The organism is Anaerococcus sp. HMSC075B03, from assembly GCF_001815585.1.
GTDB classification, from domain to species: domain Bacteria; phylum Bacillota; class Clostridia; order Tissierellales; family Peptoniphilaceae; genus Anaerococcus; species Anaerococcus vaginalis.
Map to the genome: position 1 here is coordinate 35,596 of NZ_KV821193.1, position 13,279 is coordinate 48,874.

The window sequence follows — 13,279 nt, forward strand, 5'->3', positions numbered from 1 at the left end:
ATTTTTTTATGCTTTTACATTTTCTTTTAGATTTTCCCTTGCTTGGCTCATCATTAGTTTTACTCTATTTATTTGATTTACTTCGCTTGCACCTGGGTCGTAGTCTATTGCTACTACGTTTGCTTGTGGATAAATTTCTCTGATTTTTTTCATTACTCCCTTGCCTGTGATGTGGTTTGGTAAGCAACCAAATGGTTGTATGCAAACTATATTTGGTGCATCTTGATGAATTAATTCTATCATTTCGCCTGCAAGTAGCCAGCCTTCTCCTGCTTGATTACCAAGACTTGTCACTTCTTTTGCAAAGTCTTTCACGTCATTTATATAGACTGGCTCATCAAATCTTTTTGAATTTTTTAAAGCCTTTCTTATTGGCTTTCTATAAAATTCTATTGTGTTTATGGCTGTTTTTCCAAAAAATGCTGTCATTGGACTTTTGCCATATAAATCTTTTTTTATTTGTGTGTTTGCAAGACAATACATAAAGAAATCTATCAAATCTGGAACTATTACTTCTGCTCCTTCAGCTTCTAGTGTATCTTGCAGATGGTTGTTTGCTTCTTTTAAATATTTTACAAGAATTTCTCCAACAATTCCTGCTTTTGGTTTTTTAATATCTAAAACTTCAATCTCATCAAAATCTTCTACAATATCGTTTATAATTTTTCTGTAAGATTTTGAACTCATTTTTACAATATTATCTCTACAAATTTCAATCCATTTTTCTTTCAATTTATCTACAGAGCCTTTTTCTTTTTCATAAGGTCTTGTAGCGTTTGAAACTCTATTTATCAAATCTCCCAACAACAAGGCTCTTAGTGAATTTACTAGCAAAGGTATATTTGAAACTTTTTTTAAATCAAAGCCTGAGTGTGATTCTATTCCTTGAGCTGATAAGGCAATAACTGGAATTTGTGGATAGCCAGCATCTTTTAATGCTTTTCTAATATAGCCTACATAATTTGATGCACGACAAGCTCCTCCTGTTTGAGTCATAAGAAGTGCTAATTTGTTTGGATCATATCTTCCAGAATTTACAGCTTCCATAAATTGACCTACAACTGTAATTGAAGGATAACATGAATCATTGTTTACATATTTTAATCCATTATCTATTACTTTCTCGTCAACTTTATTTAAAAATTCTATCTTGTATCCATTTCCATTAAAAAGTTTTTCCAAAATTTGGAAATGCTCTCTTGCCATTTGTGGGGCAAGAATTGTATAGCCTTCTTCCTTCATTGCTTTTGTAAATTCATGATTTTCATAAGAAATTTTATCTTTCCTTTTTCTTAAATGAAGGTCTTTGTCATCTTGTTGGTCTAGAGCTTGAATTAATGATCTAATTCTAATTTTTACAGCTCCAAGATTTGAAACCTCATCAATTTTTAACAAAGTATAAATTTTTCCATTTGCCTCTAAAATATCTTGAACTTGGTCGGTTGTTACTGCATCAAGACCACAACCAAATGAATTTAATTGAACTAATTGAAGGCAAGGATCTTTGCCTACAAATTCTGCCGCTCTGTAAAGTCTTGCATGATAAGACCATTGGTCCAAAACTCTTGTTTCTTTTTCCAGATCTTCTGTTGAATAAGCAAGGGCATCTTCTGATAAAACTGGAATTCTCATTGATTCAATTAATTCTGGAATTCCATGGTTTATTTCTGGATCTATATGATAAGGACGACCTGCAAGAACGATGGCTTTTTCTTTATTTACATGAACATATTCTAAAATTTCTCTTCCTTTTTTTCTTATATCTTCATGATAATCAGCTTGTTTTTGCCAAGCATTTTTTACAGCATTTATTATTTGATTTTTCTTCAAAACATATCCATCATGTTCGTAGCCTTCAAAAATTTCAACTAGTCTATCTCCAATAATTTTTTCAGATTCAAATGAAAGATATGGTGCTAAATATTTTATATTTTTAAGTCCATCAACATTATTTTCAATTACATCAGGATAACCTGATACTACTGGACAATTCATGTGATTTTGTGCCTTATCAAATTGCTTGTATTCATAAAAAATTGCAGGATAAAAAATCATATCTATATTTTTTTCTAGCAAATTTTCTATATGTCCGTGGGCAATTTTTGCAGGATAGCAAGCAGTTTCTGATGAAATTGTTGCAATTCCTTTTTCATAAATTTTTCTATTTGATTCATCTGACAAAATAACATCAAAACCTAAAGAAGTAAAAAATTCGTGCCAGAAAGGATAATCTTCGTACATATTTAAAACTCTAGGAAGTCCAACTTTTCCAAGAATATTTTTTTCTCCCAAAGTCTTCCTATCAAACAAAAGTTTGTTTTTAAATTTGTACATATTAAGGTCTGCCAAAGTTTCTTCTTGTTTTACTCCAGCTCCTCTTTCGCACCTATTTCCTGTTATAAATCTTGATCCATCTGGGAAAATATTTATTTGTAAGGAACAATTATTTGTACATCTTCCACACCTTGCAGATTTTTGTGTATAAGTAAAATTATCTATTTCACTTTCTGATAAAATTTTGGAATGACCTGTTGATTTTTCTTTGGAAATCAAAGCCATACCCATAGCTCCCATAAGGCCTGAAATTTCAGGTCTTGTTACATCCCTTGATGATAATTTTTCAAATGCTCTTAAAATTGCATCTCCATAAAAAGTTCCACCTTGGACAACTATATTTTTTCCAAGAGATTTTGGATCACGAACCTTTATAACTTTTTGGATGGCATTTTTTATTACAGAATAACAAAGTCCTGCAGCTATATCAGAAACATCTGACCCTTCTTTTTGGGCTTGCTTTACCTTTGAATTCATAAAAACTGTGCATCTTGAACCCAAATCTGCAGGTTCTTTTGCAAAAAGAGCTTTTTGTTGAAATTCTTCTACAGAAAGACCAACGCTTGCTGCAAAAGTTGACAAAAATGATCCACAACCTGATGAACAAGATTCGTTTAATTGGATTGAATCTATAATTCCATCACGAATATGCATAGCTTTCATATCTTGGCCACCAATATCTAAAATAAAATCTACATCTGGATCAAAAAATTTGGCTGCAGAATAATGAGCTATAGTTTCAACTTCGCCGTTATCAATGTGGAGAGCATTTCTAATAAATTCTTCCCCATAGCCACAAATTCCTGATGAAACAATTTTTGCTTTTGCAGGAATTTTTTTATAGGCATCTTTTAACATAGAAATTACAACTTCAAGAGGTTTTCCCAAATTCATCCTATAATCTTGGTGTAAAATTTCATTGTCTTTGCTGATTAGGACAATTTTTGAGGTGGTTGATCCTGCATCAATTCCAAGAAAAATTTCTCCTTCATAATCTTCAATATTCTTATATTTTACAAGATTAGTCTTGTGTCTTTTCTTAAATTCTTCGTAGTCTTTTTCATCTTCAAAAAGCCTATCCATTTTCTTGGTCATTTCCATATCAACTTTTTTATCTTCTTCCAAAGATTTTATAAGAGATTTGTAAGAAATTGGCTTTTCATTTTCAGATAAAATTGCAGCGCCCTTTGCCACATAAAGCTCTGCATCTTCTGGAATATAAAAATTATTTTCTTCTTCGCCCAAAGTTTCAATAAACCTATCTCTTAAAGCCTTCAAAAAATGAAGTGGACCTCCCAAGAAGGTTACATTTCCCTTTATTGGTCTTCCACAAGCAAGATTTGAAATTGTTTGGTTTACAACTGATTGAAAAACAGAAATTGCTATATCCTCCCTGCTTGCTCCTTGGTTCATAAGAGCTTGTATGTCAGTTTTTGCAAAAACCCCACAACGACTTGCAATTGGATAAATTTTTTTATAATTTTTACTTAATTCATTTAAACCGGACGCGTCTGTATCAAGAAGGGCTGCCATTTGATCAATAAAAGCTCCCGTTCCACCAGCGCAAATTGAATTCATTCTTTGCTCAACAGAGCCTTTGAGGTAAGTTATTTTTGAATCCTCGCCCCCAAGTTCTATTACAACATCAGTTTGAGGAATAAATTTTTTTATAGCTTTTGTTTCGGCAATAACTTCTTGCACAAAATTAATGCCCAAATATTTTTCAACAAACATTCCACCAGAGCCTGTTACATTTACAGTAAGATAATCATCTTTAAATCTGTCGTAAGCTTCTTTAAGAACATTTGCAACTGTTTGTTTTACATCTGATTTATGTCGTCTGTAAACTGAATAAAGAGTGTTAAAATTTTCATCAGTTATAACAATCTTTACAGTCGTAGATCCGACATCAAGTCCCATATGTAAATTCATACATTTTCCTTTCCTATATATCAAAATATTTAAATACAAATAGAATAAAAATATCTACCTTATATATTTTATTATAAATAAAGTCAAATACAAGCAAATAAGTCGGTTTTGCCAATTAAATTATATAAAATATTTTTTGTAAACTTATTGCAAATTTACCTAATATTTTTAACAATTTTAAAACACAAAAAACCAAACTTGTATCAATATATAATAAGATAAAAAGAAAAATTCATCAAGGATTATTTAGAAATTATTTATTATAAAAAAAAATAAAAATAAGCACAAAAATAGCCTTCATAAGAAGGCTTAGACTGTTGAAATGTATACAAATCCTCATGCTAAGAATATCATACGTAAAAAATTGATTTGATTTCAAATTCCAAAATTCGTCAAGAAATCGCACTGTTTGAGAGCGTAGCTTGAGTTTGCGATTTTAGAATTTTGAAATTTAGAAATCAACAATTTTTGGAGTCAGATATTCGTGCTTGAGGGTTTGTCTACGTTCTGTACCTTCATAAGAAGGCTAAATTACTTCCTTAAATTTTTTACCATTTTAGAAATTTCTTTAAAATTTTCATCCTTTGCATCACTTGCCAAATCGAACATTAGCATTTCTGTATTTACAAGGCTTGCACCCATATCAGACATAGCTTTTAATCCCAAATCTTTTTGCTCTTTATTAAAACTTGATACAGCATCTTCAACTACAAAAACCTTATATCCTTCAAACAACAATCTTCTTACTGTTTGATAAACACAAATATGAGTTTCTGCTCCTGTAATTATTACATTTGTGATTTTATTTTCTTTTAAATAAGAAGAAACCTCATCTGTTATTGCATCGAAGCTTGTTTTTGAAAAAATATGGTCATTATCAAGATTTTCTTTTATTTCATCTACACTTTGGCCAAGTCCTTTTGGATATTGTTCTGTTGCAATTTTTTTAATTCCGTACATTTCAAAAACTTTTAATAGACAAGCTGAATTTTTAATTATTTTATCAGATTCATAAATTGCTGGCATCAATTTTTCTTGCAAATCAATTACCAATAAAAGTGTATTTTCCTTGTTATCATAAGTTTTTGTGTCAAAATTATATCCTTCAATATAAAAATTTCCTATTTCTCTTTCCATAAATCCCCCTGATTTTTATTTCTATCCTTTAATTTTTTATCAATTGTAGATAAAACTTTTGCCTTATTTTTTGACCAAATAGGCCAAATAATTCTATCACGGCGTCCATCTCCGGTTAGCCTTTGGACAATTATATTTGGATTTAAATTCTCCAAAATAAGTATAACATAATCGACAAACTCATCCAAAGTCATAGTAAATTCATTTTGATTTTCCAAATAATAATCATAAATTCTAGAACCTTTTTCTATATAAAGATTGTGAATTTTAATTGCCCAAAATTCTCTTTCGTTTATATAAGAAATTGCTCTAAGATAATCATCCAAATCCTCATTTGGAAGTCCAATTATAAGATGGGCCAAAGTTTTTATATTTTTTTCTTTTAATTTTAAAAGTCCCTTATCAAATTCCTTGTGAGAATAGCCTCTGTTTATAAATTCTATCGATTTTTCATTTACAGATTGAAGGCCAAGCTCAACAATTAGAAAAGTTTTTTTATTTAAATCATCAAGTAATTCAATTACTTCATCAGACAAACAATCCGCACGAGTTGCAATAGATAAGCCCATGATATTTGGATTATTTATAGACTTATAAAATAATTTTTTAATTTTTTCAAAATCTCCATAGGTTGATGTGAAATTTTGAAAATATGCCATGTAGCCTTCTTTTCTATTTGGTTTTTTTAATCTATTTATTTGAAAATCAATTTGCTTATCCAAATCATCATTTCTTGTAAAATCTCCAGCCCCATTTTCTGAACAATAAATACAACCTAATTTAGAAATTTTCCCATCTCTATTTGGACAAGTAAATCCTCCATCAAGAGGAATTTTTATTATTTTTTTATTAAATTTTCTTTTAAAATAGGAATCCACATCCCTATATCTTTTTTTATTTATTTCCATAATTTTATTTTACTTTTATATAAAAAAAAGACACCTTTTAGGTGTCTTTTGCTTGCTTATTGAAAGTTTATATTTTTATTTATCTTTAATTATCTTCGTATGGCAATAAAGCTACTTGTCTAGCTCTTTTGATTGCTCTTGTAATTTCTCTTTGATGTTTCGCATTTAGTCCTGTAACTCTTCTTGGAAGGATCTTTCCTCTATCAGAAATAAATCTTTTTAGAGTTTCAATATCCTTGTAGTCTATTACTTTTGAAGGGTCTTTGACAAATGGATCGACTTTTTTTCTTGGTCTGAAATTTCTACGCATTTTATCCTCCTAAAATCTAGAAAGGAATTCTTCCGTCGTCTTCAATTTCTGTAAAGTCATCGTCAAAAAAGTCATCGTTATTATTCATGTTTTGATTGTTATTTTGTTGGAAATTATTTGAATTATTGTAAGAATTATCTTGGTTCATATTTCCAAAACCATTGTCTTGGTTCATTGGATTATTTTGATATTGACCATCTGATCTTGATTCCAAAAATTCAACTCTGTCTGCAATAACATCTGTTGTGTAGACCATCTTTCCATCTTTGTCTTGGTAAGAACCTGTTTGGATTCTACCATCTATCGCACATTGATTTCCTTTTTTTAGATACCTTGATACATTTTCAGCTTGAACTCCCCACACTGTAATTCGTGGAAAATCGGCTGTTGGACGATTCATTGATTCCATTTCTTGTCGTTTTTGTTTACTTAAACCTCTATCAACTGCTAAAGAAAAACTAACAACTGCTTGTCCTTGTTGAGTGTATCTCAAATCTGGATCTTTTGTTAATCTTCCTATAAGAAAAACTTTATTCATTTAGTCCTCTTTTCTGATTACCATGTATCTAAGAATTAAATCAGATATTCTAAGTCTTCTTTCAAATTCTTTGATGTGGTCACCACTAGCTTTGAAATCAACGATATAATAATATCCTTCTTTGATGTAGTTGATTTCGTATGCAAGTTTTCTTTTTCCCCAGTCATCTACAGATTCTACTTCTCCACTTTCAGCTATAATGCCTTTGAAGATTTCTAAAGATTTATTTCTTTCTTCATCTGAAATTTCTGGTTTGTAAATCAATACTGCTTCGTAGTTATTCATCTTATTCACCTCCCTTTGGTCTTTGACCCCGATCTTTTGTCGGAGTAGAGAATTCTTATCTATGTTACTATAATTAGTTTTAAAAGTCAATAATTTTATTAAATAAATTCGGAAGAATTTTCTACATTAGAAAAATAAATTGCATTTGCAATTGCACGAGCCATAACTTTTGCTCCTAAACTTCCTACTAGATTTAAATCTGCCTTTATTTTATTTGTAGCAAGAGAGAAAATTGTATCTCCATCCATCATGGTGTGAACTGGTCTAATCGCTCTGGCATAGCCGTTGTGAGTCATTGAGGCGATTTTTCTAAGCTCAGTTTTATTAAATTTTCCATTTGTTGCAACAATTCCAATTGTTGTGTTCAAAGAATTTTTTTCAGAAATTTTTTCTAAAACTTCAAGAGTTGGAATGAATTTATTATTTTTTAAAATTCCTGCAATTTGTTTATTTTTTTCATCATCAAAAATATCTCCCATGGCATTTACTGCAACAAGGGCAGAAACTTTTAAATCGCCAACGCTTATTGTCGCAGAGCCAAGTCCTGATTTCATCAAAAATTCTTTGCCCAAAGCCTTTCCAACTGTAGCTCCAGTCCCTGCTCCAATTATTCCTTGACGATTTTCATCAAAACTTGCATTTTTGTAAGCATCGCTTCCCATTTTTTTATCCGGTCTAATTTTGTAAGATTTATAATCCAAATCGTACAAAATTGCTTGAGGAACTATGGGAACAATTCCACTTGGAACTTCAAATCCTCTTCCATCTTTTTCTAATTCTTCAACGACTCCAACTGAGCCTGCAAGGCCATAAGACGAACCTCCAGATAAAACTATAGCTGAAACTTCACTTACAGTATTTACGGGATTTAAAAGATCAGTTTCACGTGTTCCTGGTCCTCCTCCTCTTACATCAACACTTGCAGTATTTCCTTTTGGAGGAATCAAAACCGTAAGACCAGTTCCTGCATCAAAATTTTGAGCATGACCTACTTTTATTCCTTCAATATCTGTTATGTAGCCCTTATACATTTTTTCTCCTTATTAAAATTTTAAAAAATATAAATCCTACTTCCTATATCTATCCATCATTTCTCCAAAAACTTCTGCTGATGATGGTGCTGTGTATGAAATTGCATTTGCTCCTGCGTCAATTGTTTTTTTAATTGATTCAGATTTGCTACCACCAGTTGCTATAATTGGAAATTTATCTCCAATTAATTTTCTAATTTCAGCTACAAGCTCTGGTGTTTTTGGGCCGCCAGATACATTTAAAATTTCTGCACCTGCTTCTATTTTTCCCAAAACATCATCTTTAAAGCCCGTTACAGTTGCAATTACTGGTATATCTACAAATTCTGAGATTGCTTTAATATCTTCATTTGGAATCGGAGAATTTACAACGACACCATAAGCTCCTTCAAGCTCTGCATCAAAAGCAATATACTTTGATCTTGCTCCTTGAGTTGTTCCTCCACCAACACCAATAAAACATGGAACTGATGCGGTAGAAATTATTGATTGAGCAATTGTATTTTGTGGAGTGTAAGGATAAACTGCCATAATAGAATCTGCATTTGTATTTCTAATTATTGCAAGATCTGTTGTAAAAAGTAAAGATTTTATTCTTTTTTCGTAAATTTTTATTCCACTTGCCCTATAGATTTCTTCTGGTACTGTGATAAAAGATTTTCTTAGTTTTGAATGTACTTGAGGTACAAATTTTTTCGTTTTTTCTTCCATAATTTCTCCTTTACAACTTATATTTTTTTATTGAACTTGTAAAAACAATAGACTCATAGGCTCTCAAATTTATATTTTTAAAGATTTCCCTTTGAGAAATATTTCCAATTACAAAATTTGATTTTCTTATATCAATAAATTTTGGTAAATCTACTATTATGTCTTTTTGACAGAGATTATTTAAAATCACAAGAGCTTTTTTCCCATTGTAAAACATATAGGAAAGAACATCTTTATCCTTTAATTTTATGGAAAAATATCCCCCTCTAATTATATCAAGATAATCATATCTTACCAAAAAAATCTCCCTATAAAAATCAAATATTTCCTTTCTAATCCTAGAATCAATTTTGTCTAAATAATATAAAGTTTCTTCTCCTTCTTTAATAAAAATATCATTTTGCCTTATTAATGTAATAATAGCTATAAGTTTTGCTGATATTGTGTAAAAATGTTTAAAATCCAAAAAATTAAGACAAGAAAAATCAAAATCATCATTTAAAGAAAATATATTTGAATTTTTATTTTCATTTAAAATAAATTCTTTCAAATTTTCATTTCTCATACTTTTATAAGATAAATCTACAATTTTACAAATATTTTTATATTCTTCCCCATTTTTTGTATTTACAATTAAAATCAGATTTTTGTAAGTTTTTTTCAAATATAAAAGGACTTCCCTAAAATTTATTTTAGAATTTTTATAATCATCAAATAAAAATCCATCGACTCCCTTATCAATCCAAAAATTTAAAATTGCCAAAATATTTTTCGCTTCCATTTGACCATTTATTTTATTTATATCAATCCTTAAAATTATAGACAAAGACATCTCATGGCACAATAAAATTTCTCCTACAAAATCTCTAGTTTGACCCAAATTTTTATCAATTTGGGAATAATCAAAAAAATTCTTTTTATCCTTTTTAAAAATATCTTCTATTATCAAACAATCAATCCCAAGAATTTTTGCAAGCATAAATCTTTTATCAAGATCATAAATATCCACAAAACCCAAGTCTGATTTATCTTTATTCAATTTTTTTGGATAAGTTCTATAAAAAATCTCAACCATAATTCTCCTTATTTCTATATTATTATATTTACAATACTAAAATATTCAAAAGTCTAGTGATCAGTTTAATTGTCATTGGAAATAATTTTAAAAAAATAAAAATTCTTAGCTTTAAAAAAATTTTAAAATATTTTCAAGCCAAATCTATTTAGATTTTTTTCGAAATAGATTTGACTTTTTTTATTTTAAATTCTATAATAAAAATAACTATTTAGATAATTATCAAAATAGATTGAAAGGGAGTGATAAATTGTTTTCTGATACTTTTAAAGCTTTATCTGATCCGGTAAGAATTGAAATTTTAAATTTATTGAGAAAAAAAGGCTCTATGAATGCGGGAGAAATTGCTGAGAATTTTGACTTATCAAAGGCAACCATCTCCCACCATTTAAAATTATTAAAAAATGAAGATTTAATTTATGAAACAAAAAAGAAAAATTTTATTTATTACGAGCTAAATACAAGTATTTTTGAGGATATAATGGCTTGGTTTGTGAAATTTAAAGGAGTAGAAAATGAAAAATAAAATTAAATTTAAAAAAGAAAGTGTAATCTCAGTTATTATTTCTATTTTGTTGTTTGCCCTTGTAAATTTATTATTTTACAAAAAAATGCCAGAAACTTTGCCTACTCATTGGGGATTCAATAACAAAATTGATGGCTATTCAAGTAAATTTACAACCCTAATAACAACGCCCTTGCTTTTGATTTTTTTAAATATTTTTTCTTGCTTTATGCTTGATAACGACCCAAAAAACAAAGACAAAAATAATTTTGTAATAACAATCGGCAAGGCAACAATTCCTTTGGTTATGCTCATAACTTTTGTAATCAGCGTTTTTTATGGGCTTGGGAAAAAGATCAATGTTATGGTAATAATTTCTATATTCGTAGGTTTTCTATTAATTTTAATTGGAAATTATTTGCCAAAAACAAAAAGAAATTATACAGTTGGAATAAAACTTCCTTGGACTTTAAATAGTGACGAAAATTGGAATAAAACTCATAGACTTGCAGGATATTTTTTTATACTTGGAGGAATATTTTTCTTATTGACTCCCTTTATAGGAAATGAATATTTGATTTTTTTAACATTTATGATAATAGGAATAATTCCTGCTATCTATTCTTTTTATCTTTATAAAAATGGAGTGTAAAATATAAAAATATAAGTCAAACACAAAAAAAGCATTGAACATAAAAGTCCAATGCTTTTTCTAAATCTTTTATTTTTCTTCTTTGAATTGTTCAAGAAGTATTTTTAATTTTTTAGGAATTGGCAAATCCATAGCAAGAGCATTTTCAAGAATTGAAAGTCCCTCATTTGCAATATAAAAAAATATTATCGAACTTCTTATCATAGCTTGGTTCTTAATTAAATTTTTATCGCAAATATTTGCAATTCCTACTATTATAAAAATCATAATTTTTTTCAAAATCCCTTTAAAACCTATTTTGGATGATAATTTTCTCTCAAATCCCGCCCTTATAATTCCAGAAATATAATCGCAAATTACAAAAGCTGTAAGAGAGTAAATGAAAATATCCAAATCTCCAAGAAAAAATCCTATTAATGAGCCAAAAATAGTAAAAAAGATCTTTACTAAGTCCTTAAATTTGTCCATACTTTCTCCTTTAAAAATTTTTTCCATAAAAAAATCACCTCCTACTTATAAATAAGTAAAAAGGTGATATTATCCCAAAATATTTAATTTTCAAAAGATTTAAGTTCAATATCTTTTTTGATTTTATTTATTTCCTTAGATTTTTCCTTAGAAAGTTTTTTTATAAGAGTGATAAGTTTTTTTTCAGATTTTTGAATATCCAATTTCTTTTTTCTCATATCAATCCTTAATTTCATATCAGAAAGAGCATTTCTAGGTCTAGAAAATTCACTAAGTTTATAAGGAAGATCTAGAATACTTGCAAGATTTGGATCAAAAATCAATAAATCAGCATGAAGTTTTAATAAAACATCTTGACTTCTATCAATCGATTTATTAATTACATTATTTTTATTTGATCTTAAAAAATCTCCAACAATATTTCGTCCAACAAGACCTGTAATAGAATAATCAGACGCCTTTCCCACTCTTATACTTGCTCTTTGCAAAACTCCAAGGGCTTCTCTTGCCTCATCAAGCAATTTATTAATTTCTTTTATTCTAGTATTTTCATAATTATAATCTTTCATAAATCTCTCCCCAAATTTTTCTCTTATTATATTATACCCAAAAGTGAGCAAAATAACTTTTTGGGTATAGTAATAATAATTAAAAATAAAAGGAGATTGTATGGCTTTAATAATTTTATTTAACGCTAATGATATAGAAAAAGAAAAATTAAGAATTTTGTGCAATAAAGAAAATGTAAAATTAAAAATAATTGGCATGGAAGATGTTGAACAAAAAGTAGGCTACCTTGCAGAAATTGATGGTTTTGAAAAAATAGAATCCGAAGGAGAATATATAAAAGAATTTGATTTTACCTTTGCGTTTTTTAAAGATTTTGGAGAAAATGATTTATTTCCATTTATAGATAAAATGAGAGAAAACGGCATTGTGATAGAACACAAAGCAGCAATAACTCCAACAAATATAAAATGGACACTTAGATATTTACTAGAAGAAAACGACCAAGAACACAAAACAATGCAAATTGTAGAAGAAATAAATACCTACTTAGAAAAAGCAAGCAAAATAAAAGAAGAAAGTGGCAAAGAAAATCCAGAAATAGCAAAATCAGTAAAAGAATTAAACCACTACTTCCAAACAGCCGGAGAAAATTTCGATATAAAAATCGCAAAAGAATTTAGAGATAAAATTAAAAATTTGGTAGAAAATTTATAGGAAAAACTCTTACATTAATTTGTAAGAGTTTTTAATTTTAAAAATTCAATTATTTTTATAAAAATCAAAAAATCTTTGCTACACTCTAAAAGTGAAATATTAAAATATTTATAAATTTATTTGACAAAGTGTAAAATGCATGGTATTATTTTATCAATACGAAGAAGAG

14 protein-coding genes and 1 other annotated feature (1 of these 15 cut by a window edge) are annotated in these 13,279 nt (G+C 28.7%); of the genes, 3 read left to right on the top strand and 11 right to left on the bottom strand.

Annotation, left to right across the window (positions count from 1 at the left end; translation table 11 throughout):
- Positions 1-6: 6 nt before the first annotated feature.
- The 9 genes from HMPREF3045_RS05600 to HMPREF3045_RS05640 all read right to left on the bottom strand — a co-directional run bounded on the left by HMPREF3045_RS05600 (position 7) and on the right by HMPREF3045_RS05640 (position 10,261).
- Complete coding sequence (locus HMPREF3045_RS05600; RefSeq protein WP_070737747.1) at positions 7-4,266, bottom strand: 2-hydroxyacyl-CoA dehydratase; 4,260 nt, start codon at positions 4,264-4,266, stop codon at positions 7-9.
- A gap of 531 nt (positions 4,267-4,797) precedes the next feature.
- Positions 4,798-5,403: an isochorismatase family protein gene (locus HMPREF3045_RS05605; RefSeq protein WP_070606207.1), complete on the bottom strand. Its 606-nt coding sequence runs from the start codon at positions 5,401-5,403 to the stop codon at positions 4,798-4,800.
- Positions 5,388-6,311: a tRNA modification radical SAM protein MnmL/YtqA gene (locus tag HMPREF3045_RS05610; RefSeq protein WP_070737750.1), complete on the bottom strand. Its 924-nt coding sequence runs from the start codon at positions 6,309-6,311 to the stop codon at positions 5,388-5,390. The genes HMPREF3045_RS05605 and HMPREF3045_RS05610 overlap by 16 nt, the downstream gene beginning before the upstream one ends.
- Before the next feature lie 85 nt (positions 6,312-6,396).
- Positions 6,397-6,621: a 30S ribosomal protein S18 gene (gene rpsR, locus HMPREF3045_RS05615; RefSeq protein WP_019116506.1), complete on the bottom strand. Its 225-nt coding sequence runs from the start codon at positions 6,619-6,621 to the stop codon at positions 6,397-6,399.
- A gap of 16 nt (positions 6,622-6,637) precedes the next feature.
- Positions 6,638-7,159 carry a single-stranded DNA-binding protein gene (locus HMPREF3045_RS05620; RefSeq protein ID WP_070737752.1) on the bottom strand — a complete coding sequence of 174 codons (522 nt, stop codon included), beginning with the start codon at positions 7,157-7,159 and terminating at the stop codon, positions 6,638-6,640.
- Positions 7,160-7,444, bottom strand: a complete 285-nt coding sequence (gene rpsF, locus HMPREF3045_RS05625; protein WP_019118399.1) for a 30S ribosomal protein S6 — start codon at positions 7,442-7,444, stop codon at positions 7,160-7,162.
- Between the two features lie 98 nt (positions 7,445-7,542).
- Positions 7,543-8,475 (bottom strand): P1 family peptidase, encoded by a 933-nt coding sequence (locus tag HMPREF3045_RS05630; RefSeq protein ID WP_070737755.1) that lies wholly within the window; start codon positions 8,473-8,475, stop codon positions 7,543-7,545.
- A 36-nt stretch (positions 8,476-8,511) separates the two neighbouring features.
- A complete protein-coding gene (locus tag HMPREF3045_RS05635; RefSeq protein ID WP_070737759.1) occupies positions 8,512-9,186 on the bottom strand; it encodes a beta/alpha barrel domain-containing protein in 675 nt (224 codons plus the stop codon).
- Positions 9,187-9,196: 10 nt separating this feature from the next.
- Positions 9,197-10,261, bottom strand: coding sequence for an alpha-amylase family protein (locus HMPREF3045_RS05640; RefSeq protein WP_070737762.1), 1,065 nt, complete (start codon positions 10,259-10,261; stop codon positions 9,197-9,199).
- Positions 10,262-10,511: 250 nt separating this feature from the next.
- Here HMPREF3045_RS05640 and HMPREF3045_RS05645 point away from each other — a divergent pair, with 250 nt between their 5' ends.
- Together HMPREF3045_RS05645 and HMPREF3045_RS05650 are read left to right on the top strand one after the other, a co-directional pair.
- Positions 10,512-10,787 (top strand): autorepressor SdpR family transcription factor, encoded by a 276-nt coding sequence (locus HMPREF3045_RS05645; protein ID WP_004839220.1) that lies wholly within the window; start codon positions 10,512-10,514, stop codon positions 10,785-10,787.
- Positions 10,777-11,418: an SdpI family protein gene (locus HMPREF3045_RS05650; RefSeq protein ID WP_004839221.1), complete on the top strand. Its 642-nt coding sequence runs from the start codon at positions 10,777-10,779 to the stop codon at positions 11,416-11,418. The genes HMPREF3045_RS05645 and HMPREF3045_RS05650 overlap by 11 nt, the downstream gene beginning before the upstream one ends.
- A 69-nt stretch (positions 11,419-11,487) precedes the next feature.
- On the opposite strand, the gene HMPREF3045_RS05655 is transcribed toward HMPREF3045_RS05650, so the two are convergent.
- A complete protein-coding gene (locus tag HMPREF3045_RS05655) occupies positions 11,488-11,913 on the bottom strand; it encodes a phage holin family protein (protein WP_083316589.1) in 426 nt (141 codons plus the stop codon).
- A 56-nt stretch (positions 11,914-11,969) separates the two neighbouring features.
- Positions 11,970-12,455 carry a hypothetical protein gene (locus HMPREF3045_RS05660; protein WP_019118406.1) on the bottom strand — a complete coding sequence of 162 codons (486 nt, stop codon included), beginning with the start codon at positions 12,453-12,455 and terminating at the stop codon, positions 11,970-11,972.
- 100 nt (positions 12,456-12,555) lie between these two features.
- Between HMPREF3045_RS05660 and HMPREF3045_RS05665 the strand changes: the two genes are divergently transcribed.
- Positions 12,556-13,110, top strand: a complete 555-nt coding sequence (locus HMPREF3045_RS05665; RefSeq protein ID WP_070737765.1) for a DUF3783 domain-containing protein — start codon at positions 12,556-12,558, stop codon at positions 13,108-13,110.
- Between the two features lie 152 nt (positions 13,111-13,262).
- Positions 13,263-13,279: a binding site (T-box leader), on the top strand (it continues 193 nt past the right edge of the window).